The sequence below is a fragment of the Lysinibacillus sp. HST-98 genome (genome assembly GCF_016757845.1).
GTDB classification, from domain to species: Bacteria; Bacillota; Bacilli; order Bacillales_A; family Planococcaceae; genus Lysinibacillus; species Lysinibacillus capsici.
Genome location: NZ_JAENHX010000001.1, coordinates 171,838 through 198,621 on the forward strand (window position 1 = coordinate 171,838; position 26,784 = coordinate 198,621).

Annotated in this window: 30 protein-coding genes; 10 read left to right on the plus strand and 20 right to left on the minus strand. The window is 38.4% G+C overall.

Features of this window, described 5'->3' with window-relative positions; all coding sequences use genetic code 11:
• Positions 1 to 8: 8 nt before the first annotated feature.
• From JIN86_RS00920 to JIN86_RS00935, 4 genes are all read right to left on the minus strand, one after another.
• Entirely contained in the window at positions 9 to 626 is a 618-nt protein-coding gene (locus JIN86_RS00920) for a histidine phosphatase family protein (RefSeq protein ID WP_202341050.1), read from the minus strand.
• A 45-nt stretch (positions 627 to 671) separates the two neighbouring features.
• Entirely contained in the window at positions 672 to 1,091 is a 420-nt protein-coding gene (locus JIN86_RS00925) for a DUF3995 domain-containing protein (RefSeq protein WP_202341051.1), read from the minus strand.
• 92 nt (positions 1,092 to 1,183) lie between these two features.
• Positions 1,184 to 1,693, minus strand: coding sequence for a TetR/AcrR family transcriptional regulator (locus tag JIN86_RS00930; protein WP_202341052.1), 510 nt, complete (start codon positions 1,691 to 1,693; stop codon positions 1,184 to 1,186).
• A gap of 198 nt (positions 1,694 to 1,891) precedes the next feature.
• Complete coding sequence (locus JIN86_RS00935; protein ID WP_202341053.1) at positions 1,892 to 3,580, minus strand: AAA family ATPase; 1,689 nt, start codon at positions 3,578 to 3,580, stop codon at positions 1,892 to 1,894.
• 93 nt (positions 3,581 to 3,673) lie between these two features.
• Between JIN86_RS00935 and JIN86_RS00940 the strand changes: the two genes are divergently transcribed.
• Positions 3,674 to 4,105 (plus strand): hypothetical protein, encoded by a 432-nt coding sequence (locus JIN86_RS00940; protein WP_202341054.1) that lies wholly within the window; start codon positions 3,674 to 3,676, stop codon positions 4,103 to 4,105.
• 32 nt (positions 4,106 to 4,137) lie between these two features.
• Here JIN86_RS00940 and JIN86_RS00945 read toward each other — a convergent pair whose 3' ends face one another.
• The 4 genes from JIN86_RS00945 to JIN86_RS23705 all read right to left on the minus strand — a co-directional run bounded on the left by JIN86_RS00945 (position 4,138) and on the right by JIN86_RS23705 (position 6,762).
• Positions 4,138 to 5,100, minus strand: coding sequence for a helix-turn-helix transcriptional regulator (locus JIN86_RS00945; RefSeq protein ID WP_202341055.1), 963 nt, complete (start codon positions 5,098 to 5,100; stop codon positions 4,138 to 4,140).
• A 365-nt stretch (positions 5,101 to 5,465) separates the two neighbouring features.
• A complete protein-coding gene (locus JIN86_RS00950; RefSeq protein WP_004225046.1) occupies positions 5,466 to 5,780 on the minus strand; it encodes a YbjQ family protein in 315 nt (104 codons plus the stop codon).
• Positions 5,780 to 6,583, minus strand: a complete 804-nt coding sequence (locus JIN86_RS23405) for a nucleoside 2-deoxyribosyltransferase (RefSeq protein ID WP_237497090.1) — start codon at positions 6,581 to 6,583, stop codon at positions 5,780 to 5,782. Before JIN86_RS23405 ends, JIN86_RS00950 begins: the two co-directional genes overlap by 1 nt.
• Positions 6,584 to 6,639: 56 nt before the next feature.
• Positions 6,640 to 6,762, minus strand: a complete 123-nt coding sequence (locus JIN86_RS23705) for a hypothetical protein (RefSeq protein WP_255538110.1) — start codon at positions 6,760 to 6,762, stop codon at positions 6,640 to 6,642.
• Between the two features lie 340 nt (positions 6,763 to 7,102).
• Between JIN86_RS23705 and JIN86_RS00970 the strand changes: the two genes are divergently transcribed.
• Positions 7,103 to 8,269, plus strand: a complete 1,167-nt coding sequence (locus tag JIN86_RS00970) for an immunity 26/phosphotriesterase HocA family protein (RefSeq protein ID WP_004225040.1) — start codon at positions 7,103 to 7,105, stop codon at positions 8,267 to 8,269.
• A gap of 115 nt (positions 8,270 to 8,384) precedes the next feature.
• The gene (locus JIN86_RS00975; RefSeq protein WP_202341056.1) at positions 8,385 to 9,419 is read left to right on the plus strand and encodes a YdcF family protein; all 1,035 of its coding nucleotides are present in this window, start codon (positions 8,385 to 8,387) and stop codon (positions 9,417 to 9,419) included.
• A 190-nt stretch (positions 9,420 to 9,609) separates the two neighbouring features.
• Here the strand turns inward: JIN86_RS00975 and JIN86_RS00980 are convergent, their stop codons facing one another.
• From JIN86_RS00980 to JIN86_RS01010, 7 genes are all read right to left on the minus strand, one after another.
• On the minus strand, positions 9,610 to 10,077 hold the full coding sequence (locus tag JIN86_RS00980; RefSeq protein ID WP_202341057.1) for a DUF4259 domain-containing protein: 468 nt from the start codon (positions 10,075 to 10,077) through the stop codon (positions 9,610 to 9,612).
• 176 nt (positions 10,078 to 10,253) lie between these two features.
• Positions 10,254 to 11,054 (minus strand): hypothetical protein, encoded by an 801-nt coding sequence (locus JIN86_RS00985; protein ID WP_202341058.1) that lies wholly within the window; start codon positions 11,052 to 11,054, stop codon positions 10,254 to 10,256.
• A 17-nt stretch (positions 11,055 to 11,071) separates the two neighbouring features.
• Positions 11,072 to 11,767 carry a DUF4274 domain-containing protein gene (locus tag JIN86_RS00990; protein WP_202341059.1) on the minus strand — a complete coding sequence of 232 codons (696 nt, stop codon included), beginning with the start codon at positions 11,765 to 11,767 and terminating at the stop codon, positions 11,072 to 11,074.
• 13 nt (positions 11,768 to 11,780) lie between these two features.
• Positions 11,781 to 13,442 carry a DUF6138 family protein gene (locus JIN86_RS00995; protein WP_202341060.1) on the minus strand — a complete coding sequence of 554 codons (1,662 nt, stop codon included), beginning with the start codon at positions 13,440 to 13,442 and terminating at the stop codon, positions 11,781 to 11,783.
• A gap of 65 nt (positions 13,443 to 13,507) precedes the next feature.
• Entirely contained in the window at positions 13,508 to 14,569 is a 1,062-nt protein-coding gene (locus JIN86_RS01000; protein WP_004225027.1) for a suppressor of fused domain protein, read from the minus strand.
• Positions 14,570 to 14,943: 374 nt separating this feature from the next.
• Positions 14,944 to 15,492 (minus strand): hypothetical protein, encoded by a 549-nt coding sequence (locus tag JIN86_RS01005; RefSeq protein ID WP_115673295.1) that lies wholly within the window; start codon positions 15,490 to 15,492, stop codon positions 14,944 to 14,946.
• Between the two features lie 851 nt (positions 15,493 to 16,343).
• Entirely contained in the window at positions 16,344 to 17,066 is a 723-nt protein-coding gene (locus tag JIN86_RS01010) for an SDR family NAD(P)-dependent oxidoreductase (protein ID WP_004225017.1), read from the minus strand.
• Between the two features lie 374 nt (positions 17,067 to 17,440).
• Here JIN86_RS01010 and JIN86_RS01015 point away from each other — a divergent pair, with 374 nt between their 5' ends.
• Positions 17,441 to 18,997, plus strand: a complete 1,557-nt coding sequence (locus tag JIN86_RS01015; protein ID WP_004225015.1) for an S-layer homology domain-containing protein — start codon at positions 17,441 to 17,443, stop codon at positions 18,995 to 18,997.
• A gap of 671 nt (positions 18,998 to 19,668) precedes the next feature.
• On the opposite strand, the gene JIN86_RS01020 is transcribed toward JIN86_RS01015, so the two are convergent.
• Positions 19,669 to 20,649: a DUF2268 domain-containing putative Zn-dependent protease gene (locus JIN86_RS01020; protein ID WP_202341061.1), complete on the minus strand. Its 981-nt coding sequence runs from the start codon at positions 20,647 to 20,649 to the stop codon at positions 19,669 to 19,671.
• 198 nt (positions 20,650 to 20,847) lie between these two features.
• On the opposite strand from JIN86_RS01020, the gene JIN86_RS01025 reads away from it, so the two are divergent.
• The 5 genes from JIN86_RS01025 (at position 20,848) to JIN86_RS01045 (ending at position 23,631) form a co-directional block, all read left to right on the plus strand.
• Complete coding sequence (locus JIN86_RS01025; RefSeq protein WP_004224247.1) at positions 20,848 to 21,072, plus strand: hypothetical protein; 225 nt, start codon at positions 20,848 to 20,850, stop codon at positions 21,070 to 21,072.
• Between the two features lie 276 nt (positions 21,073 to 21,348).
• Complete coding sequence (locus tag JIN86_RS01030) at positions 21,349 to 21,474, plus strand: YjcZ family sporulation protein (RefSeq protein ID WP_081011033.1); 126 nt, start codon at positions 21,349 to 21,351, stop codon at positions 21,472 to 21,474.
• A 363-nt stretch (positions 21,475 to 21,837) separates the two neighbouring features.
• Positions 21,838 to 22,122, plus strand: a complete 285-nt coding sequence (locus tag JIN86_RS01035) for a hypothetical protein (RefSeq protein WP_036076476.1) — start codon at positions 21,838 to 21,840, stop codon at positions 22,120 to 22,122.
• 87 nt (positions 22,123 to 22,209) lie between these two features.
• Positions 22,210 to 22,686, plus strand: a complete 477-nt coding sequence (locus JIN86_RS01040; protein WP_202341062.1) for a GNAT family N-acetyltransferase — start codon at positions 22,210 to 22,212, stop codon at positions 22,684 to 22,686.
• A gap of 204 nt (positions 22,687 to 22,890) precedes the next feature.
• Complete coding sequence (locus JIN86_RS01045; protein WP_202341063.1) at positions 22,891 to 23,631, plus strand: hypothetical protein; 741 nt, start codon at positions 22,891 to 22,893, stop codon at positions 23,629 to 23,631.
• 61 nt (positions 23,632 to 23,692) lie between these two features.
• On the opposite strand, the gene JIN86_RS01050 is transcribed toward JIN86_RS01045, so the two are convergent.
• The 4 genes from JIN86_RS01050 to JIN86_RS01065 are packed head-to-tail and all read right to left on the minus strand — an operon-like array spanning position 23,693 to position 25,855.
• On the minus strand, positions 23,693 to 24,046 hold the full coding sequence (locus tag JIN86_RS01050; protein ID WP_009370358.1) for a YhjD family protein: 354 nt from the start codon (positions 24,044 to 24,046) through the stop codon (positions 23,693 to 23,695).
• On the minus strand, positions 24,030 to 24,365 hold the full coding sequence (locus tag JIN86_RS01055; RefSeq protein WP_202341064.1) for a YolD-like family protein: 336 nt from the start codon (positions 24,363 to 24,365) through the stop codon (positions 24,030 to 24,032). Before JIN86_RS01055 ends, JIN86_RS01050 begins: the two co-directional genes overlap by 17 nt.
• A gap of 12 nt (positions 24,366 to 24,377) precedes the next feature.
• Positions 24,378 to 25,637, minus strand: a complete 1,260-nt coding sequence (locus tag JIN86_RS01060) for a Y-family DNA polymerase (protein WP_202341065.1) — start codon at positions 25,635 to 25,637, stop codon at positions 24,378 to 24,380.
• The gene (locus JIN86_RS01065; RefSeq protein WP_004230548.1) at positions 25,634 to 25,855 is read right to left on the minus strand and encodes a hypothetical protein; all 222 of its coding nucleotides are present in this window, start codon (positions 25,853 to 25,855) and stop codon (positions 25,634 to 25,636) included. Before JIN86_RS01065 ends, JIN86_RS01060 begins: the two co-directional genes overlap by 4 nt.
• A gap of 239 nt (positions 25,856 to 26,094) precedes the next feature.
• Here JIN86_RS01065 and JIN86_RS01070 point away from each other — a divergent pair, with 239 nt between their 5' ends.
• Positions 26,095 to 26,751, plus strand: a complete 657-nt coding sequence (locus tag JIN86_RS01070) for a cupin domain-containing protein (RefSeq protein ID WP_036218725.1) — start codon at positions 26,095 to 26,097, stop codon at positions 26,749 to 26,751.
• Positions 26,752 to 26,784 lie beyond the last annotated feature (33 nt).

Genomic DNA, 26,784 nt, shown 5'->3' on the forward strand with positions numbered 1-26,784 from the left:
AAATATTTTCACAGGTAAAAATCATCATCGAAATTTGAACTAATTCTTGTCATCTCTTTATTTGTTAATTTGAACATTACATCTTGAGAAACCTCTAACTTGAGTGTCTCTTCTTTGCTTAGACCCGCATAGACGCCGCGTAAAATACGACCAGTCAAGCCATGCGAGACAACAATCACTTTTGAAAGTGGTTGAATCGTTTCAAGTAAAGCAGTTAATCTCTTTACAACCGCTTCATAGGTTTCCCCATCTGGTGCACGAAAATACCAATTGAAGGCATCTGTGTTCGTTAACAAGGCAGGCCATTGTTGCTGTATTTCCGCCATGGTTAATCCAGCCCATTGTCCCACAGCAACCTCTGTTAAACGTGTATCCTGCCTCACCTTGTTGCTGTCATAGCCAAGAGTTTCACAAAGTATGGCTGTGCTTTGCATGGCTCTTCCCATTGGACTTGATAGGATGGTCCATTCATCTGCATCGCCAATAAGTGATTTCAGCATACGTGCATTTTGCTGAACCTGCTCCCGACCACGCTCAGTGAGTGGTGAATCAAGCTGACCTTGATATCTTCCTTGCGTATTATAATTCGTCTCACCATGACGAAGTAAGTAAATCATTTGCTCCATTTTTATTTCCCCCATCCTGCTCCCCTTGTTAAAGTAAAATTGCTGTTAAACTAACACCAACACATACACAAAGCTAAGAAACAAGCATAAAGGACTATACCATTTTGAATCATATTGAGCAAACTTGGAATGCTTAATCGTTTTAAAAATACCAACATATTTAAAATCACCAATTGCTCGTAGCAAAAATACTAGCGCACAAACGATACTTCCTACTTTTGAAAAAATAGAGGCTTGAAAAAATGGCATGAAGCCTCCTTGAACAAGGATGATACCACTTGCTAGCATCACCAGCATGGCAACACAGAGCGTTCCCCATTTTCTAGGAGTAAAAACGGCTTGTTGGCTGCCTTCTTTCATAGGAATAACAGCTTCTGTACCCCATCGACCACCAAAGGCCCAATAAATATGTAGGATACTAATGAGCCCTAATAGTACCACTGCGACAATTGATAAAATAAACATGTTCTACCTCCTCTTCACATTTACATACGCTACCGTATGTTCTAGCGTTAAATATAGTCCCTCAAAGCCCATATTAGCTCTGAGAGACCTTCTTACTGTATTAACAGCTTAATCATTTTTTCGAGATCGAAATGAGGATTGGCTTCAAATCGTGTCATCCAGCCTATATAGGTTAAATAAGCTAATCTTGCACGATCAGTGGATTCGTCTATGCTTATACCACTTTTTTGATAGAGTGTCGCCACACAGGCTATTCGCTGCTCCTCTATTTGAACGATACGCGTTGCGACATCTGAATCATATTTGGCCCAAGCATAAATACCTATCTCCATCTTTTTATTTTTGTGAAAACTTATCCGTAAAAGCTGCTCTAAAGTAGCATCAACTTGCTCCATATTTTGAATAATGGCCTTTGTTGCATGGTTTTCCCAATAGTCTAGCATGGCATCTAAAAGTTGTTGACGATCACGAAAATAATGATAAAAGCTACCTTTACTAATGTTTAATGATCGAGCCAGTGCTTCAATACTTACTTTATGGACCCCTGCTTCTGCTAATTGCTCTAGACCCGCTCTAATCCAATCCTCTTTCGTTACTTGCATAATCGCCCTCCAAAAAATACGATAGCGTATGTTTTGTCTTATATTACCACTTTATACATCACTCATCAACTTTTATCGTTTTTATGGCGTACATTCATATGATTATTCACTGTAACATGAACTGTTACTAGTCGTGGTAAAATACATGCACACACTAAAATAAACACTAATAGCTTTTTCATGAATTTACTCCTTGTCTTAAAAAGTATTGTCAAACAACTTTTCTGCAATGCCTTGTAAAATATCCTGCTCCTCAAATGTCATGAGTTCTTCTCTCGAGATTGTTGCCTGTTGAATCAATCGGTTTGATTGGATCGTCACTAGTTTTTCAAACAAGTTTCGAATATAACGACCATTCGAGAAATTAGGGATGGTTTCAATCGGCATATGACGTAGCTGTGTTTTCATATGTTGGGCAAATGCTTCGCCAAATTGATAATCGTTCGTTTGACAAAGCATCGCAAAAATATCATAGAGTTCATCCGTGCTAAAATTATCAAATTGTACAAAATGATTAAAGCGAGATTTAAAGCCTGGATTAGATTGTAAAAAATCTTCTATTAGCTCTGTATAGCCCGCAACGATAATTACTAAGTCATCGCGTAGATCCTCCATTGCCTTTAATAAACTATCAATAGCTTCCTTCCCAAATGCATCCTGTTTATCATTCATTAATGAATAGGCTTCATCAATAAAAAGTACCCCGCCCTTTGCTTTGTTAACGACTTCCTGAACCTTTAATGCTGTTTGTCCAACATAGCCAGCGACTAACCCTGCACGATCTGTTTCCACAAAATGCCCACTTGAAAGGACGCCAAGATGCTTGTAGATTTGGCCAATAATGCGTGCCACTGTTGTTTTACCTGTGCCTGGATTGCCCGAAAAGACAAGATGATACGTAATAGGAAAGCTTGTTAAACCATGATCCACACGCAGACTTTGAATTTTAATAAAGTTTATTAAATTATGTAATTCCTTCTTTGCATTCGGAAGACCTACAAGACTATCTAATTGTTTTTGTAGCTTGGCAATCTCTTGCTCGACTTCAGGTGTAATGCGTAACCGCTCATCGTTGATAAATTCACCACTATAGATAATTTTGCCTTCTTCATTATAATAATCGCCTCGTCCATGTTTTTTGCCTTGAACGAGGTCACCAATATAGGAAGCTTGCCCATTGGCATAATAGAGCGTTCCTTGCCCTGTCATCATATCCTCTTTAAATTGCCCTTCCGCTTCTAGAATTCCATCCCTAGAATATACTTTGCCTTTACCATGCTTTAAGTCCTCAAAGAAATGACCTTCATAGTGAAGTGTAGTTACACCACGTGCAAGCTCCTCAGCTGTTGGTGATTCCGTAGGATAATAAAGCTTCCCAGCCCCTTGCAAATGATGCCAAATAAAATCACCCTCATATTGTAAAAATCCATTTGGATAGTATTGCTTGCCTTTTCCCTTTTTCATGCCGTGGACAAAGTCACCCTCATACTGCGGTTGATTTAAATGTGGATACTGTGCTCGTAGTGTTTGATAAGGGCTAATTACTTCTTCTTCATAATATAAAACACCATAGCCATCCATTAAATCATTGCGAAAATGACCTTCATAATGGATATGCCCATCCTTATATAAAATGCCATGACCCTGTTTTTTATTTTGTATGAATTCACCCTGATAAATGAGTTGTCCTTTCAAATACATAATGCCATTGCCTTGCTTCATATGATTGACGAATTCACCCTCGAATAATAATTCTCCCTCTTGATCAAATAGCGAGCCTTTGCCGTCATAAATATCGTGACCAAAATCATTCTTCTTGACGCCACCTCGATACATGATGATGCCACTTGGGTAAAATAGTTCTTTTTCTTCATGATTATGTGTCATTTAATTGCCTTCCTTCATCATTTCAGTATATGCTCAATTATAGCGTGGAAAAGAATACATATGTGCGAATTTTTAGAATTTAAGGAGACGAGCATGAAAAAAAGATACAAACTACTTCTAGGCATTTTACTACCACTACTTATTCTGTATATCTCGACAATGCTGTTAACACGAGACACCGATTTTACAACAGAGGTAACAGAACGTCTCGAAATGGAGGAAATTCATGAGATTGAAATTATTCGTTCCTCAGATGAAAAAACAGTAACGATTACTGACGCAGCAGAAATCAATCAAATTATGCAACCGTTCAAGGACCTATCTTTAAAAAAGGTGTGGTTTTCGAATTCTGATTCTCATGAAGCATACTGGCTAACACTCTCAATTAATGACAACAGGGAAATTGGCTTGCGTTTAGATGATGACCAGCATTTATTCGTGTATTTATATGAGGAAAATTACATGAAAGATTATAAGCTCACTAAGGATATCGATATGACATTTATCAAACAATTGTTTCAGTAAGCGTAAAAACCCGTGCATGTACACACGGGTTTTTATATGTAACGATAATTTTGCTGCATAGCTTGTACGGTCTCAATGATCTCTTCTCTCAGTTCAATTGGCTCTAATACCTCCATATCGGCTCCTTGACTTAGCAACCACTCTTTCACGCCATATTCCAACACTTCTGCCTCAAAAACATATTCATGATTGTTTTGTGAAACTAGGTGGGCTGTTGGGAAACGACTGTAGACTATTTCAGGAGAACGACCTTTATAGAGAAGACGTATATGAGTAAGGTCATTAGCGTCCTCTACTTGTAATGGATGTACAGATGGAAATTCAAAATTGATAGCCATTTCACGAAAATGCTGAATACGATCCATTCTGTAAACAGTTGGGATGTCTTGATTATCTCCTATCAAATAAAAATAATGTGTTGAAAAGATAACAGCGAGCGGCTTTAAAATTTTTGCAGTTGGAATCGCTTCACCCTCCTGTAAATAATCAATGGTAATGACCTTTCTCTTTTGAATGGCTGTGGAAATTCCCCATATTAAGGACAATAATGACTTGTTTTGATGAAGATCTTCATATACAACTTTTTCATTTAATAACAGTGGATCGACTGCTACATGTGAGAGAAGTTGATCAATGATCTCACCAATATCCGATTTTACGAGAGCTTTTGAGGCAATCAGAATTTTAACGATGACTAGTACCTGTTCTTTAGATAAACGATTGTTTTTTGTATTTATTAATTTATACACTTTTTCTGAACGCACATATTGTAAATGGTAATCTAGCTTAGCCTTTTCTAGATACGTACGAATTTCATCGATATCCCGTTGTATGGTTTTTTCGCCAACCTGATGTGTCAATGCTTCTTGCTTCTTGTTGATTCCTTGGCCATCCATCAATCGATCAAACATCGATAGAACGCGATAGCCTTTGCCTTGTTGTGAATCTACCATATATCCCACTCTTTCTTCTATCATGCCTAGCTTGCAATACATTGGCCAGAGATGGCCCTCCCACAGATTGTGTCCTGATTTTTTGCGAGTTGCCCAAAAAGCTCCTCTTCAAAATCTGTGACATCCGCTAAGGCTTTTATCTTGATTCAGTTGGTATGTTAACACCCACTAAATCAAAGAGAACCATTTTGTGCATTCATCTCTTATCTATAAACTGAATCAAGATAAACTTCTACTTTATTGGTATAATTTGTACTATACGCATCCTATAATAAATCACCATTCAAGCAGCACAATAGACTGTATTTTTGACATAATTAACTAAAATTTTACAGCATTTTAGATGAATGTGTCACTTTTTAACCATTGAAAAAGGACTTTCATTGAATGAAAGTCCTGCTACTCTTTTATTTGAATTTTACAGCTGTTCCATATACCAATACTTCGGATGTACCATCCATGACAGATGAAGTAGCATATCGAACGCCTACAACTGCATCTGCACCTAATTGTTTGGCTTCCTCTACCATTGCCTCTGTGGCAATTTCACGAGAGCGCACAAGCATCTCCGCATACTCCTTCATTTCTCCACCTACAATATTGCGAAGTCCTGCTATCATGTCACGACCAATATTTCTAGATTGAACTGAATTCCCTTTCACTAGCCCTAATGTTTCCATAATATCTTTTCCTGCCACCATGTCTGATGTAGCTAATAGCATCATGATGCCTCCCCGTTCTGTAGTTTTTGTATTGCTTTTACAGCCTCTTCAATAGAAGATGTAATCACGCCATTGCGTTTAATTAACCCCACAACAAATAAATTACGATAAACAAACTGATTCTCTAGCCCATCTCGGATCAGTGCCTCTATTTTTTGCATATTGTCCCGCCCTTGCTGACGAACATCAGTTAGCACACCAATAATAGGACGATTCAGCATCGAAAACGCACCTATCTCTGCGGCAACGCCAGAATCGATCTCCACCCCATCTAATACAGCTATCAGAACATCGCTACTCTGTAGCATCTCTAAATCTGCTTGGGCAATCGCTAAGCTATCTGCATAGGCAGATTTATCATTGATGGCTTCATTCTCCTGGGGTAGGTATAATGCGATGCCTGGCACTGCCTCGCGAATAGCTGCTGCCAATTGTTCATTTACAAAACGATCGCCTAACGAAAATAACCCATTTGCTAAATATGCTTTCATGTATAAAACTCCTTCATCAATTGTTTTTTCAACCATAATTTTATGTCTGCCTTTTTCATCAATAAATGTTGATAGTATATCGAAACCATGTTTGAGGTTGGTAATAAGCATGGTTTTGAATGTATTTCTTCCGTATGTACGAACTTTGTAAAAGCCTAAAGTCTTGATATGTTCATGCTGTTGTTTCATTAATTGACTTGCAATTCCCTGACCTCGATGTGCCACATGAACGCCACCAAACCAACTATCAATTACGCCTTTGCGTAATTGCGTCCAGATTTTTTCGAGCTTGCTCGAAAAGCTCCTCTTCAAAATCTGTGACATCCGTTGGGGCTTTTATCTTGATTCAGTCGGTATTTGGACACCCATTAAATCAAAGAGAACAATTGTGCATTCATCCCATTCATCCCATCACCAATAGAGGTGGCGTTTTCTGATGAATCAAGATAAAAAAGACCATCTGGATGTGGGTAGCCTAGTTTAAAGCCCATCAATGTGTCACCTTCCACTAGCCAATATGCAAAGAAGGCCTTCTTTCTTTTCTAGCTTTTCGAGTGGCAAATTAGCTCCATCAAAAACGTGCGCGTGGATTTATTGTAATTGTTCAAGCCAAGCATAGGGTATGCCTTCAATCGTCACAATATGCATATTCATCACCTCTGTCTGTCATTATAGCAGTTCTATAGCCTGAAGAAAAAGGTAGGCATCTGCTCCAAAAGCAATTATTATCACTGCATAAAAGTAACTATTTTCCATCTAAGCTATTTTCGACACCCACCAAATTCAGTATACTTGACCAAAATACAAAACAATAGCTAGGAGGAAATCCGATTGACACCATTTACTAGTTGGTTAACCAATTCATTGCGCCCCTATTTCGGCCTACATACTTTAGAAGCACATTGGGAAACGATTCCGATTCGAGAGGATTATTTTATTTGCCTTGAAGGTGATCTCATTAAAAAAAGAATTTTCGTGAATGAGCATAGCTACCAAGAAGCGGATGTTGACATTTTAACGCGTAATCGTGAAGTCATTGTCCCTCAAACCGCGCGTGGAAAAGAAAAGAAATTGAATTATACCAATATCTCCGCTGTGAAAGCTGCAGGCGTTGTTTTTTCTGCTGGACTAGGTAATGAAAACCATCCATCTAGCTATATCACGGCTCGTAACACTAAAACATATTACCAGCTACCATTAACAGGCTTTGAGCATTTAACGACTAAGTCGGCTCTCTTGAATTGGTTACAGCAATTTCCCTCCCAGCTTCCTGCAGATTACTCAGACAAGCTAGAAAAGCTAACCAAGATGAAAAGTCTACGCTATAAGACTGTGCCAGGTGATATTTTTCGTGTAGAAATCGATTTATTTGTAGATGGCTATGTGCTTGTCATTGGCGATTTACGACAAATGCAAAAGGATCATCTATTTGGAGAAGATAGTATTTGGCATAATGTAATGACAATGCCATTGTTTGTACGGCCCTATTTATTGACAACGACTGAGCGCCTGCCTTCTCTTGAGGAAATCATATCTGCTCCATTGGCCCCTCAAACCCATATTGTGATGGATGACCATTTTATGCGAGGATGCTATGAAAAGATAGGCCATAAAATGTTAACAGAATCCGATATTGTATTTCCAATGGGCTATGGCGTGACACTAAACTATGGGAAAGAGCCCCGATATCGTCTATCCTGGGGGACAGGAACAATTAGTAAACCTGCACATTCCACTTCTTATCAAACAGCTAGCCGTTTTACCAATCATGGTGTTTATGCAGGCGTTGCCAGTGATTGGTTGAAGCAAGAGGAAGGAATTGTAACAGAGTCGCTAGATCATCCTCACTTCCACGAAGATCGTCAGCGGGCACTCGCTGAATTTAATTTACCAGAAGATATCTCCTACGATGACTTTAATCGCCAGACGGGTGGATTGACCCGCACCCAATATATTCATTACCTCAATAAAACCTATCATCGTACACACAAAAAATAGAGGGAGCTTCTAGATGCTCCCCCTCCACTTTTTCATCGATGGTTGATTTCATCCAATAATTACTTATAATATAGAGATATCATTAACCAACTCCATCACTAGAGGTGTATTTTGTATGTATTTTGGCATTATTCCACTGATTCTTTTCATCGTTTTTCTTATTTCTTACTTCAAAGACCCAAGAAAAATGATCAACGGGCTATTATTTAATCTATTTGTCTGTTCATTTCTGCTATTCTGCGTCATTCTATCTTTGGCATCTGACCATTACTTTTTAAGGCTGATTGTCATTATTCCACTAATTGCTCTTTTCATCTTAATTCCTTTTGGCATTGTTGCTTTAATGTTTGGTTTATTTTTAAATGCGAGAGTATTAATGAAGCGAGAAGGTAGACGTTTAGCCAATTCCTTAACATTACTTGTGGCCATTGGCATTTTACTTTTTATCCTATTACCGATTCTCAATCCAGCAAGTTTGTTTTCAGTCCACCTCCAGCCCATTTTTGGTGGAATTTCACTCATTACGTTTTATTTTTTTATCCATTTATCCAATTTTTTATCTGCTTATTTTCTCTACCAATTCAATCGCCCTCGATTGAATCAAGATTTTATTATTGTGCTAGGCAGTGGATTAATTAATGATAAAGTGCCTCCACTTTTAGCTAGTAGAATTCAAAAGGCAATTGATTTCTATCATAAGCAAGCAGCAGTGACTACTCCACCTACCATTATTTTCTCTGGTGGACAAGGTCCTGATGAAAATCTACCCGAAGCTGAAGCGATGCAACGATATGCGATTGAAAAAGGCATACCCATTGAGCATACACTTCAGGAGAACCGCTCTGTGAATACCTATCAAAATATGTTATTTTCTAAGCAGCTTATGGATGCCCGGAAACAGGGTGAAGCCTACAACAGTATTTTCACCACGAATAATTTTCATCTTTTTCGTGCGGGTATTTATGCAAGACTCGCGGGCTTAGATAGTCAGGGCATTGGCTCTAAGACAGCCTTTTATTATTGGCCAAATGCGATGATTCGTGAATATGTAGCGATTGTTGTAATGGCACGAAAACGACATATGAAAATGATTGGACCTATTGTGATCATTTCAATTGCGTTATCTCTATCCAGCTTTTTCTTTGTATAGGTTCTAGCATATGGATTCGTACACTTTTTATAGAAAGTGTTACGAATCCTTTTTGATGCTATCATACCCAAAATTTCTTCAGCTGTTGTTCATATAATGTCCCATAGTAAAGTTTTCGAGGATAGTGTTGTTCTTGTAATACCTGATAGAGAATGGAATCATAGGTCATTTCCAATCACTCCATCTATTTTTATTGTGGCAAACGGTTAATCGCTTGTTCCACCGTCTGAATAAGATAGGCTAAGTTGGACTGCCATTCGGGCCAACTCTTGGACTCTTGCCATAATTCTACAATCTCTCTACTACCATGTTGATCAGGTACTTCATCTCTAATGTCCTGTAAATACCGCAATATAAATGTCAAAGAGCTTTCATCTACTATCCATTGTATTTGCCTATCCTTACTTTCTTGACCATAAATGGTTCCCGTATGCAGATAATGACTATAAAGTTCTGCCAAAGCCAGGGCACTTATATCATAGAAAAAATCAATATCCTCAAATGTTTTACCAAAAAAGCCTTGCTGTTTCATTGCCTGTACAATACCCGATAATGTTAGCTGATTGGATTCCTTTTGCTGTTCCATAAACTCCTGTAAAAACGCCACTACATCTAATCCTTCATCACTTTCCAATGCTTTGTATCCCCAAGCCCCCATCTCACTGCACCTCTCTTTTTTTATTGTAGTAAAGCTCTGGTAAACATAAAATTGGTACTTTATTAGTGCATGACCATGGCAGCAGTCCATTATGATATGCGCTCTTAAAATTCCTTCGCTATATCAATAATTCTCAGCATCCTTTGGTGCGTTTTTTGATCGAATACTGCTCCTTTTTATAGGTAGGAGCCAAAGTAAAACTTCATCTTTTCTTGTGAATAGCCATCCTGTCCTCTCCAAGTAGCCATTGACATAAAATCCGTTCCACGTCCACGCTCCTTGCGATAATCATCCTTTGATACGAGTAGTCCCGCGTAACCCCAGATTTCCATGACCACATCTCGTTCATGTTTATTGGACTTGAAAACATCTTTCCAGCGCTTTTCAAGTTGTCTAGCTGCATCTGTGTCGTTACAGGATTCTATTGCTGCTACCATCTGTTTTAAGATGGCTACGTCATCCTCACTTACATTCAATGCTTCTTGTTCTTTCACTAGGCATTCTAAGTCTAGTAAACAATAGACAAGCCAATTGAGGCGAACCCCTCCCCACTTGATGCGTTCAAAATTAAGCACATTTAAATCTTCATTGACATACGTATCATTGGACATGATTTTCCGCTCATTACAGTAGCCACAGCCACTATAGGAGACCAATGCCACAGGTTGTTCATCATACGTATGCATTGGTAAATCATGCGTTAGAGCCCAGCTCGAGAAGGCACTGCGTAAATGTACTTTGCGCGTCGATAAGCTATGCAAAAATGCCTTTACCACAAGCTCCTTTGTTAAAAATTTCTCGTGAAGCTGTTGCAATCTTTGTACACATTCATCATGGGAAATCGTTAATCGATCAAACATCAAGCCCTTACTTTTAGCATATTGAAAATCTTCTTCTGTATAGGTATAACCACCTGAACGCCATCCACCAGATTGCCAATAGGTTTGCATTAATATTTTCCTTGCTTTTTGGTCCATTACTCTCTCCTCGCTAGCTAGCACTTTAATTTTTCTTGTAAGGTTAGTGCCATCTCTTTCCATGGTCGCTTCCAATTGGAACTCGCTATCTCTTCCTCTGTTAGTGCTAGCCAATATTCTCCTTCCATTAGCTCATACATGTCTAGCATGGTAATAGGGGCACAAACTGGATTAGCTAATGCTGCGAGCATAGGCTCGGGGCCATCATCCCAGTTATAGCTATTGACAATGGCATGTAAAATAACAGCTGATGATACCTTGCTTATGCGCTGGCACATTGTATTGAGAGAATCCTCGTATAAAATGGCATCAACTTGCTGTTGTTCTTCTGCATTCAAAGTTAGACGGATTGCACCTGGTGTATCTACCAATAAATCAGCTATTCTTGCATGCTCCCTTGCCGCAAACCAAGCTGTAGCGGTAATCCCCTCTGGCTCAGATAAATTTACACCCTTTGCAAGTAGTAAAGAAATCACTTCTTTCTGCTTAAACTTTACCGCTTTTTTAAGCGCTGTATCACCAAGCTTATCTCGTGCCTCCAAGTCTATATGCTGTGCCAAAAGAAGCTTGATTCCTTCATGTGGCATTCGATTCGTTATAAAAAGCATCAATGGTGTTCTCCCACGTGCATCTCGCTCATTTACATCTAATTTACTAATGGCCTCCCGAACGACCTCTAAATCCTTGGATTTACTCACTTCCGTCCATTCCATTCGTCTACCCCCTTCAGGAATCCATCCATTGCCGTAATTTCTCAAGCTCTTCCCTTATGGGTGCTGATTCTTGCTTTAGTCGCTGAGCAAGCTTCTTGGAACTACCGAATATTCGATATAAAACAAATGGACGCTGATAATCTGCTTTCTGTTCAAGTTCTTGTCCGAGTGCCACGAGCAAATCTAAATCCATGATGTCAATGTTCTTTATTGGCTTAGCTGATTCACTTGCACCAAGTAAAATAGCTACAAACACAGGCATCATCTCTACTGATAAGCCATGAGCTTCAAGAAAGGCTTCCGCATAAGCATCTTGCACGGATTGATGCTCTGTATCAACGAGTAACATGTATCGTTGAACAAGCGGAAAATAATCCTTACTATAAAGCCCTAATCCAAAAACCGCATAGGTGCTGGGCATAGCTGATTTTTCGCTCGGCTCAACATCCTGATACCAAGCAAATTCCTCCATAGCAAGCTCGGAATAGTCCGCTAATAAAGGGAAAAGATTTGGATATTGTAGGCAATTGGCGAAAAACTGATGAAGCTTTGATTTAGCTAACTTTTTAATAGGAAGATAATTTTTCGCTTTACTCTTTAAAGTCAGCTTATAGCCCTTTGGAAAACCTTCTTGTAGCAGTTGAATGATATAGTAAAGGGCTTCACGATAAGCGTTTTCCTCTTCTACCATCACTCGTATATCAATCGTTTGTAAAATATCATTTGCCTGTTCTTGGCATACATCCTGCTTTCTAATACTTTCAAAACGCCCGCTTCCTTTTTCCAAATAATTAGCTGCCTGCAGCGAGCCAAGCTGCTTCGCAAGTTCCAAGTATTCTAATCGTGTGGCTGGCTCTTTTTGACCAACCTTCAACGCGACATAAAGAAAGAAATCTAGTTTTTCCTGCTCTAGTTGTTGTACCGAGTCCTCTGTTTTCAATACCCACTCTTTCCTATAATCGCCCGCTTGTTCAAAATAGTGTGTTAAAAAATGCTCCTCTGCCCACTGCTTAAAGGCCATTGTATAATAATAAATCCATCGGTCTAAACGTTCTTTATTCGCCCGATGCTTTTCTTGAAGCCGGTGAATAAGTGGTTCAACTTCCTCAGCTGTTTGATGGAAAAAATGTGGATTGACCAAATGCTTCGCAAGGAAAAACTCATCATTGTCACTTGGTCTGACTGGTAGCTCTGCCATCACCTTTGTTTCTATAAAACTTGCCAGCACTTGTTTCGTTGACGCTAGTTTACGATTATTCAACAGCTCCTTTTGATAATGAAGCACCGTTTTATCATGTTCAAATTCCAGCACTACCTCAAAGCGGTAATCAAAAAATCGGGGACCGTATTGCTCAGATTGAAATACTTCCTCTGTTTTAGTACATAAAGCACTAAAAAGCTCTTCAATATGCTGGACATCTGTAAATTCTTGTATGTATGAACCCGCTTCCACCTTATAGGAACTATCACTCCAACTAAATGGCTCATAAACATCTATAAAGATTGTGCCATTAGGACTTTTTCCCTTTTTCCAGGCAACTTTCAAATATTGAAGGATGCCTGCTTGTAACCTACTTTGCTCTTTCAGCCCTGTTATTCGTTTACTCTCTTGTTGATAAACAGCCGTGAGTTGCTCCCACACAGCCGCTAGAAAATGCTCTACACACTGCTTCACTGTACATCTTCCCTTTCTATTGTTAGAGAAAAATCTCCCGCTAAAGCCTTAGCGAGAGATTCATCTTATCCGATTGTTTTCACAACCGCTCCTTCTTGATTTTTAATATGTGTCTTCAAAATTTGAAAGCTTACGCCAGCTAAAGAAGAAATAGTGAATTGACTTTCTTGCGGTATCAGCCTCTGACTTAATTCTTCTACTGCTGCCTTGTTCAATGTAATCGTGATTTCTTGACCATTCTCAGAATAGCCTACCTGTGGGCCTGCTCTAAATATGATCGTTATTTGTTGACCGACTAAGGTAAGATCTTTATCTTTCAGAATGCGTCCACGTAATAATTTACTAATGACAGCTGCTTGCTTTGCCCCAAGTTGAACAACATTAGACGGTTTGTTAAACCAACTCTTTTTTTCTACTTCCCAAGCGAGTTGATCTACGAAAAGAAACCCCGTATTAGAACCATCTTCCTCCATTCCTCGCACAACTGCCTCGGCGACTTCAGGATTTTGTAAGAGAGAAGTTCTTGTTAAATCCGTAGTATAGCTTGGTATTTGCTTCATGCCAGCCTGTAGTACACCAAGCGTATTCCACGTCTGCATCGCTTCTAACTCATCCTCTGAAATACCAACCATTTGGATAAACTCCAGCTTGCCATTTGGTGTATCAATTTCAGCAAGCTCTGGATCATGTGTAAAGGCTAGTGCAGTTAATTGCGTGTCAGCATCAAGGCAAATCGGACCATTTGCATCCAAATAATCTCCAGCTCTAAAAACATTTCCACTATTAAACACATATCTGCCCATATTCTGTAGTAAATTCAATGCCCAAGCAGGTGGCTCTTCCTCATCTAGTTGACGTACTAGTCGAAATGTTAATTCAAATCCATATCCACTATAGTCCTTGTTTTCAAATTCCTTTTCATATAGTTCCGAAAAGCCATATGTAACAAAATGCCAATGTGGGATGGATGTTTCGCTTTTATAAACACTAATTCCATCTAAAGGATCTTGTCCTCCTAGTGAATAGGGAATTAAAGTTCCATAATGCTTTGGCTCCTGCTCACCATATACCTGTGCTAATGCCTGATCAATCGCATCCCAGCCAACTGCTGCTATTTCATCACTCATTTCCATATCCTCCTTGCTGATATTCACTCGTAGAACGTACGTATCTATTATTTATGATAGCAATTTTATGGTGACTCTTTTAACAGGAATAGGACTCATTTTCCACTTTCCAGTAACTAGGTTTATTGACATTCTATATGGGGTAAATATGACTAATATTGATGGCGCCTTAGCGTAATTGCGTTCAGTTTTTTCGAGCTGGCTCGACAAGTATTGAGAAACCCATTGAATAAAAAACTACAATTTGTATATTCATCTCACCACTGATAATGAAGGGCGTTTTTCTGTTGAAAGATAAAAAGACAATCCTCTTGCAAAATAGAAGATTGTCGCGTGAGTGTCTATTTTACGATTTAAACGTCAGGTAGTGTATCTTAACCATATAGCATAGCTGGTTCACGAACCGTTTGTAAATAATCTGCCAGTTTCCCTGCAAATACTTTCTCTAAATACGGTAATTGCGCCAGACAATGAGGCGTCATTAATGCTGGGTTTTGAACTATTTTTAGCCCTCCCACCTTTAGTAGCGTCGCTACAAACTGGGAACAAAAATAAGCACGCTCACGTCTCACTTCTTTTTGCATCACCACACCAAAAAGTCCGATAAAATTATATTTATAGCGATCTCGATTCCAATACATATAACGGACAATTTTCATCATATCTAAATATTGATAATGGGATATACGACAGCGATAAATAACACAATCCGCACACTCAAATAGCCCTCTTTCTGCATCCTCTCGTAAAAAGCCACCACTTAACGGATTGTTCAATTGCCTTCGACCAAAGCTATACATCTCAAAAAGCCCCTCATCAAAGGCTATGGATGCATGATTCATCTCCTTGCCCGTATACATGCCGATCGCTTTTGATAATAACGTCCCTGTTTTGGTTAATACTATGTAAATCGTATGTGCCATATCTTCACCTACTTAATATTCTCTCTCCTACTACCAATACGTTTTAAATCTTCAAATGGTTTCGTTAATTTCCTTTTTTTATAATTATACACAGCGAATCTTAAATATTTCCTAGTAGAACCTGAAGATTTTCTTAAGATTTAATAGGCTGGAAGTATTTTTAGAATTGGTTATGACGATGAAAGGATGTTGATTTTTTTACTACCTTTATTTATATGAGCTTTATTGTAGTGTTATGTGTGAAGGGATCGTGAAAATTTTTTCTAAGGCAAGCAATCTATTTCTCCTTTTTATTAAAAAACGCTACTCACTATTGACTAGCGTCCTGTTGTTGAAAAAAGGTGATGTCAACTGCAGAAAATTTGAAAGGCAAGGGGTTGATTTCCGTTCCGCCAGCGTCCTTTCCAGGGGGCGTCCGATGAGCCGCTTCACTCACTTCCGTTCGCTCCAGGGTCTCATCTGTGACGCTAACCCTTCTGCAAAAGTGTCTTTACTTTTTTCATACTAGCATAGCAATCAAATAGTCCAATATCTTATTCTTAGGGGGATCGGATTTTTATTTTCAATGTGGAGATGTGATGAGTGACACCCCCTCCATAAAGAGTAATGAAAACCTTTGCTAAAAAACCGTTTTGTGGGTTGGTGTGAAAGACTACTTGACTCCCGTGGGATAACATGAGACAGGTGAGCCACTAAACGGAGCGATAACGGAAAAGCGGCTCGACGCTCGCCCACAGGGAAGCAAGTAGCCTGCAAGGGAAACCATTTTCAATTTTCACAAAAATTCTATGGATGGTTTTGTTTTTCAACACTATGACGCTACTCAATTTTGAGTAGCGTTCACTGAGTAATCATGCATTTAAATCCGTTATGGCTGGGACATTAATTTCTTTTACACAGGAGACTGCTGATAGATTAATGACACATTGCACAAGAGATACAATATCTTGTACGGGGATTCGTGTACCTTCATATAAATGAATAGCTTTCTCTGCCCCTTCTTCATAGGGTACTTCTGCTGCCAGTTCACCAGGATTAATGCATGTGACAGCAATTTTATCTTTCCTTAAATGTTCTCGTAGTGCATTTGTAATGCCCCTTACGCCGAATTTGGATGTGACAAATGAAACTTGTGCATTGTTTGTATGGTCTAAGCCTGCTGTAGAGCCAATTAAAATAATTTTTCCATGCTCTGCTTGTCTTAAGTTGGGTATAAGTGCCTGTATATATGTAATAGTAGAGGTTAGATTGATATTGATTAAGTTCGAAATATCCTCTACTTCATCTTTATCAAATGTATAATTATCTTCAAAACCATGCTTTTCCCAGACACCCACATTATAAATTAATACATCGAGAGGAATGCCTTGTAACACTTCTTTTAAAGTGGAAATTTGTTGTTGGCTAGACAGATCAATGGATAGCCAGTGACGATTTACTCCGTCATTTAGTTCTAAACTATTAGGTCTCGTTCTTGCTACCATCCATACTGTATCACCTTTGACAGGTAAACCCTTAACAAATGCATCTCCCAATCCTTGGCTAGCTCCAAAGATAATAAAATTCCTACTCATATTACCACCCTTTCTCATGACAAAATGTAATGAAAACCTATATCTTTTACCCTAGGCCGATCAATATATTCTTAAGTGAAAGGAATTTCTGCCTTTCAAAATTATCGCTAATAACTGAAAAGAATGAATAACTTTCACCTTATTTGATCTTAACGTATTTAATGCTATTAATCTCTTTTTATCACTTGAACTTGCCACTGCCTCTTTTATGATTGTCGTATGATAATTATTGTGAAGAGAACCTAAAGTAGTTGCAGTAACATCTATAAATCTAGTTAGCTCTAGGTCACTTTATATTTGTTATTCATTACCAATAGAATTTATCTGTTTAAACATGCTATCATTTTGTGGATATTGGTTAAAGCAGGTGAAAGATGAAAAGAAAGCTTATTTATACAATGATGTTCGTTTTATTCTGTTTCGTTTTTTTAATGAATCCCATTTCTGTCTCTGCAAGTGGCTTTGATGATATAAAAAAACTGCCGAATCAAATGCAACAAGAAGTACAGGATTTAACAAAAAGAAATATTATTAAGGGGACAACACCGACAACTTTTTCCCCAAACTCTACAATTACTCGTGGTCAAGTTGTCATCATGATGGGACGCTATATCGAACAGAATGGCATAGCGAAGGTTGATAAAAATTGGGAGGAAATGGATCGCTTTATGGATATGCCCCTTCGTGTGAAGGATCGTGAATTGCTAAAGTATTCAACTTTACTTTACGATAATGGCATCTTTAAGGGAGAAAATGGACGTCTAAATCCATATCATCACATGACACGAGAACAAATGGCACTAACGTTAAACCGACTTATGGTATTAGCCCGTAACTATTCATTGATTGACTATGCCTATGATTTGCAAAGTCATGTAGTGGATATACAGAAAGCAAATAAAGAAGCTAGACCCTATATAGAGGCACTTAATGCTTTAGGCATTTCCAATGTAGATACTTTCAATCCCAAAAACAGTGTGACACGTGTGCAGTTTGCTTCTTTTTTATCAAGAACAATCAAATTAATTGAGCGCAATCACCATGTTATTCATTTTGAAAAAACAGCTGAAGCGCTAGGATTCCAAAAAATTTCAAATGTAACAACGGTCAATAAATCCCATTTACAAGTGTCCTTTTCTAATTCACTTCTTCATATTTATGCACGCTATGATGGTAACTTTGCCATCGACGAAGAAGTGCTAATTGAAGGGACTAGCCTTTTTGGTCGCCCTCACGAATCACGATTACAGCTAAGAAATCAATTTATGCAATCAAATGCTTTCTCCATTGTAAATAAATACATTCCAGGTCAACATGGATATATTAATATGAATCTTTTCTTAATGCATAGTTTTACAGATGCGCATTACAAATTATTAGATACAGGAAGAGAATATGGATCAGAAGCAGGATATATCGATCAACAAGGTGTATCTATGTATTTCATAAACAGTGATTCGGGCATAATAGAGCATACAGTCAATGGAAATGTATTATCTATTGATAATGAAGAAATTATAAGAACACCGAAGACTGTACACTACCGATATTATTTCGACTATCAAGGTGTCATGGTATTTGATACAGATGCCATGAATCATATCGGTGATAAGCGTTACACAGTAACAAATGGTGGAGACGTTCTATTTGAAGGAAAAGTATTAAAAGATCGTACATTTTATTATTTACCTATCATTCGACCTGTACCTTTTCATACCTATAATGATGATTTCAGTGGATTTACGTATACCGATGATGTGACATTGCAACAAATATTAGCATTCCATAAAACGGACGGACAAAAATCAAGTATTCCAAGACAATACATGCATCCAAAGGTGCTAGTGATTGATGGGAAGAAAAATATATATGGTACAATTAATCTACGGGATGCAACATTCGGGACTTTCGAAGAGATTAAAAATTATTAATATTCTTATAAATAAAGAAGCCATGTGGTGTTGTTATGTTTTCAACACCACATGGCTTCTTCGTTTTACAGTTTATTCATTGTCCCAAATCAGATAATATGACTCGTGGATTGGTAGCTATAATAAGCTGGTCTTACGCCATTAATTTACATAATATGGTTTAATGGCAAGACTTAAATTATGTGCCAAAAATTTTCTATTAGAAAGAAAATATAAATTCAACCATCGCACACAAGGAAAAACCACCTGTTATTTATCCATGATGCCTCAGATGATACCTATAATAAAAGCTTTACACCCTTATTTTAATTACTTTTCAATTTACTTACAGTGGTAATGTTCTTAAGTTCTTTCACATACATTAATGTCGGGATAGCACCTTTAACATCGCCCCCAAGATGTTTTTGTACAATGCTATCCCTTTTTACATACTCTGTTTAGTTGGAAATTTCCGCAAGATTTAATTCATTAATAAGCCGTTGCATTATTCTTGGGAAGGTTCTCCTCATTACATAAGCCACTGCGATTTAAAACCGTCGTGACTTATGTCGTTTTTCGATTGAGAAAGTCCTATCATTATTACGTTGCATGTTTTACGAGTTCATATTGTAATCAGTAAAAGTGCTCTGTCTTTAATTTTGAACCCTCACAAATAAGTGTCTTCAAAATAGTTATTGATAGTGTTCCAAGTATTTTCCTTGTTCGAAAATTTCTTGTGCACTTAAGGCTGTCCAATCCTCTGGTGTTTGATCAGGATGCAAGTCAAGATAGGATTTAACCATCTTATAGCCTTCACTGTAACCATAATTTTTCGGTAACCCTTTTCCACCATATAAGATGTCTGAGGTACGATTACTGTCGTACTTATGTAAATCAGGTTCTACTTTAGACCATAATTCCTTGTTGTAAGTTACATTCTTTGCTGTATAGCCGTAGTCGGGATAAACAGTTTTTTCAAATATGACCGCTTTTCCTTCAAAGACGATACTATCCAATACCGAAGCTCCGACATCTTTATTAAAATATTTTTCCGCCCAAACGCTGTGATGGTATTCGTGGGCAACAGTTGACTTTATACCATCATCCAAAACATTTAGATAAAGCGGGAGGATTATTTTGCCCGCTCCAACTGCGAAGGGTATTCTATTATTGGTTGCGGAAGGGAATACACAAACGGCTACATCGCTTTGAGAGGGTAAGAGGTCTGCGGATTTCAATAGCGATTCTTGAATAAGTTGATTGATTTCTGCTTTATGCGTCTCCATTTTTTCACTCACCATTTGTATTTCTGTTAGCCTGCTAGGAACCGTATTAAGCAGGTTTTCTGCCATATGATAATATTCCCCATTTTCAAAACAATCCTGGTAGATCGGTTGAATAACCTCCTTATTATACAGTTCCAGAGTTTCCGAGCTTGAAAGATTCGGATTCTCTTTGACCTTTTCCATATACGGATAAAACAGTTGATTGGCATGAATGATTTTGTAGTTTTGTTTGGTTTGAGGGTGCTCAAATGAGAACACGATCTCTTCATCATCTGTTATTTGCTTTTTCTCATGAAGTTGGCTCTCACTTTTTTCTGTTGGTGTACAGGCAGCAAGCATGAGTAATAAGAAGCCTAGAATAAAGGTGACCCCCTTTTTAAATTTCATCCATTTTCCTCCCGATCGTTAATAACTAGTAATTCTTTATAACCCCATTTATAGATTATATTACCATATAAATAGTAATGAAAGAATGATCGATTTGTCAGTATTTAGTTAGCATCTCCAACAACAGAGTGTACGATTTGTGAAGGTAAGAACCTTTAGCCACTCCTTTCATATATTATAGTGAAAGGAGTGGCTATTGTGCCTTGGCAACATAAAATTCCGTATTTAATCGGTCAGCCTGTTGGTGTTTCTTTTACAAATGGTCAAGGAACTTCTGGTGTCCTCTGTGGCGTATCTGGAGGAAAACTTCTTGTTCTTGAATATTTGTATCAAAGTCAATTTGCCTTAAAGCAGTACGACCTTCATATGATTCATGATGTGAACGGCTTTCCCCCTTGTCATACGCAGCAGCCGTTATACTAAAAAACATCCTAGAACGGATGTTTTTTTACATCGTGTTGAATATCAAAACAATTAGTAAAATTTGTTTCATTATTCTTGATGCTATTTGAGCATTTTCTAGTGCTATACAGGCTAACAACTAGCTCAAGCTACTATTCCATCATAATAATAAAGTAAAGCTTTCACCGCTTTATTCCCGAATGAAGGGACAACTCATTTTTTCTCTAGTTGTAGCTTGGCTCGCTCCCCCCTTTTTGTCCTATACATACTTTAGAAGAAAGAAAGGAGGTGTGTTTCATGAGTTACTGTAATTTCAATAGTTACTGTGGCGGGGACAATGGAAGCGGCAATAGCTCTACATTCGTGCTTATTGTTGTACTATTCATCCTTCTTATTATCGTTGGTGCTAGCTTCATGTGTTAATTGATCGTCTCAGGCTTTAGCCTCTGTTCCATTACAGAAGCTAAAGCCTTTTTACAATGAATCGCTACCACAGCTATTCTGTCTAATCTCCTTCCTTTTCGTTTTTTTCTAGCTCATTTATTTTTACTCACAATTAAAAGCTAGTAATTTAGATAGATAACTATCTTAAACCGCTAGCTTCACATAATAATAGTAGTGTAAAGTTCTTTCCACTTTACTTTACACTCCTTTTGGTACTTGGGGTCACTTTCGTCCGAGTGACCCTGTTCTAGCAACACACATTTAGTTTCTCCTTTTCCCTATCAAGCGGAATCATCGGAACATTCCTACAACAAATTCGTTTTTATAGGAAGGAGGAAAACAATGGGAATTAATTTAAATCTCTGGTCATTTATCTTATCTTTGGGCTGTATTCTATTATTTTTTCTATCAGGTTCAATGAAAGACTTCTTTGACACCTATCTTCATTTCCATCCATTACTGTTGACACTACTCTTGTCTATTGCCTGTTTCTACCTAAGCCTGGTCGGTATGAAAAATGTTAAAAATTTAACGACCTTGCTTCGAGGAATTTTAACAATGGTCATTACACTTATTGTGATGATTAGTATTTCTTTTATTTTACTTTTTGGTACCCTTTTAAGTTAAAATGACCTACCCCCACATTATTTTAATACAAGCCTCCTTGACGAACGTTTGTTCTATAGTTAAACTATTAGAAAAGGAGGCTTTTTTATGCAAGAAACAACGAATATTGAGTTAGTACATTTCTCTGAAAGCTATGTAGAGCAGTTAAATCGTTTTGAATTACCTGAAGAACAACACCAATTTACGGCACTTCCTCAAGAGATTTCAATCGAGAAGGTCGGACAGTATCCAATTGTGATTTTAAGTGGTGGCGTACCTGTCGGCTTTTTTGTGCTTCATGCAACGGACAGAGTCCAACAATATTCTAGTAATCCTCAGGCAATGTTACTAACTGCCCTGTCCATCGACCATCAGCAGCAAGGTAGGGGCTATGCTAAAAAGGCTATGTCTGCACTTGCTGATTTTGTGAAGCAGGAGTTTAAAGAATGTAATGAAGTAGTGTTAGTCGTCAATCATAAAAATATAGCTGCACAGAATTTATATGTCAAAGTAGGCTTTGTGGATCATGGAGAAAGAAGAATGGGACCTATTGGTGAGCAGATCGTTATGAATTTGCCGCTGTAAAGAAATCGTCACTCATTTGCTTTTCAAAATGAGAGACGCCTTACAAACAATGGAATTCTATTTTCCCCTACCATCTCTAAGAATTTCATTGTTACACCTCCACTCCCTGGCATATAAGCTTTTCCTTCACGAATTCAACTGCTATGGGGCATGTTTATACAGTATAATAAAGTCAATTAGCTATAGAAAAGGTGGAACTAGACATTGAAAAAAGAGATGTGGCTATGGTTATTAGGAATTTCTCTACTAGCTGGATGTAGTGTTACTGTTCCAAACGAGACAGTAAACACCCCTGCTGAACAGGTCTCATCACAGCTGGAGATACAGCATGAGGCTCCATTGATCGCCGTTTCCGATGATGAGAAGGTGAAATTATTTGCACGAAATGAAGCACAAAATGAAATTACAGAGGTAACTTTAGATATTGATGGTAAACGAAAAAATTTTGACTGGACAATTCCTGATACAGGAACTAAACCTCAGTTATTCTACACAGATCTGACAAATGATCATAAGGAAGAGGCTGTTATGATTATCCAAACGGGACGAGGGACAGGCCTTAATCACTATGAGATTCATGTTGTAAATGGAGAAGATTTATCGGAGATGAATGTCCAACATTATGAAGACATCGTTGCACATACTATTGAATCAACGATTACTAAAAATAATGATGGCACATTAGCGATTACGATAAAAGCACAGGGAAAAGAATCTACATTTGATTATGATTTTGATCCAGCACCAGATATCAATCAAGCGCAACTTGCTTTCGGTGGTGTGGTCGTTTATACAGTAGCAAATCAAAAAATAATGTTAAACATCCCTGGATCGATTGGCATCTCACCTATTTATGTAGCCGATGTTCGTATTACCTATCAATTTGATCGTACTAACAATGAATTTCTAGTTGAGCAAATTGATGTGAAACCTATCGAGAATTAAAGCCGCCAAAAGCTGACCACTCCTGTCATCAGCTTTTGGCTTTTTCATCGTAGACGTAAGCCTAGGCATTGTGTAAATGTTTATTCATTAGCTCTTCGACTTGGGTTTTTAACGCTTGATTGGCATAGCGTAGTACCTCATCATTGCCTGCCGTAGCCACCTGCACATCACTAAAGTAATCATCAATTCGATGCCAGCCAACTAATCGTATTTTTTGTTGGGCGAGCTGACGTTTTAATTGAAAATAATCTTTGTGTAGCTGCTTTAATAAAGCATCCATAGCAGGTAAAAATACACGCTTCATCTTAAAATGCTCTGCCACTGTTAGATCGTGCTGCAAGGATTTCACAGCTAAATCAAGCAGCAAATATTGATGTAATAATCGTCGTTGCTCTCCATTAATCACATCCATCATCTTCTATACGAGCCGCATAAATGTATCTTAATGGGATGCGCTTCGTTGTGGTAATGGTTTCTAGTAGCAGCTGGTCCTCGTTCATCGCTTGAATGGTACCTCCCCATTGCACATAGTTACCATGTTCCCATATAGTTAACATAATATAGTTATGCTGTGTGAATGCTTGTGTGATTATTTGCTGTAATTCTTCAAGCTCCCATTCAGCATGTTCCCGAGGCAACTCTGTCAACACCTCTTGTTTCCATGCCTTCAAAAGCATTAAATGCTCTGGTAGCATCATCGCTGTCCATTTCATCGTGCCTCTATCTCTTATCATTTTTTTCACTCCTTATGCTAAATGCCCGCCCACTAAGCGATTCCGTGAAATAGCTGTACCAGCGCTGGTATAGGAGGCTGCGCGTAATAAGGCCACCACTCCATATTTTCTACGAATCGCATCCATGACATGACCAATGACCTGCCGCTGGTCCTTACGCTCATCAAATAAATCAAGCTGAATGCTACGTTCTGCCTCTAAGTTTGTCAATCTAACAGATAATTGACGCGCTGGCTCACCCGCAAAATGCTCATCTAGTAAGGCCAGACAAGTCTGATACATAACAAGGGTCTCATTGGTTGGACTTTCCATGGTTCTTGAGCGATGGAACCCTTTCGTCATCGCATTGCGACTGTAAGAGAGCCCCAAGCTAACAGTCCGCCCGACATAGCCTGCTTCCCGTGTACGTCGCATCACATCCTCACACATTTCGAGGAGTACAACTGCAATATCCTTTCGTGTATGATAATCCTTCATGAGCATTTGGCCCTTCCCAAAGCTTAATGCCTTATTGTTCACTAATGGCTCACCTAATGTGGAGAGATCAATGCCCCATGCATGGTAATAGTATTGATTACCCATAATACCAAAGCGCTTTTCTAATTCGGCTAAATCGGCATGGGCTAATCCACCGACTGTTTGGATGCCCATCGCATTTAAATTGGCTGCCATCTGTTTCCCAATCCCCCACATATCAGACAGAGGACGCACGGGCCAAAGCTTTGTTGGGACATCGGCATAGGTCCATTTGGCAAAGCCTGTTTTTTTTGCCTCTAAATCTAACGCTAATTTAGCCATCAACATGTTTGGTCCCATGCCAATGGCGGACGGAATGCGAAACTTTTCATAGATGTCTTCCTGAATCAATTTGGCTACCTGCTCAGGCGAACCCCAAAGTTGCTCTGTGCCTGTTAGATCTATAAAGCTTTCATCCACACTATAAACATGGATCGCCTCTGGAGGGACATATTGTGCAATCAGACGCGTAATGGCCATGGACATCTCTAGAAAAAAGGACATTTTTGGTTCAAACAACTTAATATCTGGATGTTTGGGAATTTCATAACGCCGATTCCCTGTTTTAATGTTAAATTTTTCTTTCATCACTGGTGATGCAGCTAGCACAATACTGCCAGGTTGTTCAAAATTACCGATGACGGCAATTGGATCTGTCAGCACATCTAGCCCTTCTAGCATGGCAATACAGCTTGCATAAAAGCACTTCATATCAATACAAAAAATATCTTTCTGTGGGAAGTCGTTGTAATTCATATCACCTCAGACTCCCGTTGGAGAATGGGCAGAAGTGCTAGAACATTGTTAATATGAAACGTACGCTTCGCTAGCCTTGTAAAACAAAAGGCGGTAAAGGAATCACCTTGAATGTGGATGATTTTCACGCGCCTTTTCGTAATGGCACCTGATTTCGCTAGATACATCATGTGGACGATTTGGTGACGATGCATGGCTTTTCTCAACTGTTCTTTCATGTTGAATGCTCCTTTACTGACTCTGTTTGCGTTCATGTTGAACAGAGTTTTTGATAACTAAGAACAAACGTTTGTGTTTTTATTATACGCACGTATGTTCTGAAATAGAAGTGGTAATTTTAGCTAATTTTTACCCAGACAGAGGCTAGCTGTAGCTAGGCATTTGTGTAAGTCTAGGAGCACCTAAAACATAATCTATGATGATGAATAGCTCAATTTATATGAGAAAGGATGTAAGTATCAGCTCAAATATCGATTATAGCTCCCCTTCTGCAGCGTTCACTTTTGATGTCAATAAAAGTACGCTTTTTAAAAAAGACTCCCGAAATTACATTAATATTCTCGGTGTAGAACAATTAAATACATTAGAAAATACATCTTTGCTTGATATTTTTTTAAGTAAAGACAATGTCATCGAGCCACATTATCATCAAAATGCTGCAGAGCTTGTCTATTGTATTGCAGGAGCAGCAACGGTTTCTCTATTGAATCCCTTTACCAAGAAAATTCAACACTATCCTATCAAGCCTGGGCAGGTTGCCAATGTACCACAGGGCTGGTGGCATTATGAAGTAGCCACAGAAGATGACACGCATCTACTTGCTATTTTTGATGCGCCAACGCCAGAGGTCATTTTAGGCTCTGATATCTTAAAATTCACACCAGCCAATATGATGGCCCATACGTATTGTTTAGATGAAGAACAATGGAAGAAAACAATTGCACCGATTGTTCCTACGACTTATATCGGACCAGCAAAAGGCTGCAATCGTGTCCGATCAGCAACCGATCAAGCCCCTTCTAAACCAACCATGCCACAGCAATATATGAAACCATGTCCATACCCTTATCCCTATCGTTACCCTCCTATGTACCCTTATGGCACCTACTATTAGCGACCTCTTATACATTTTTTATTGTAAAAAATG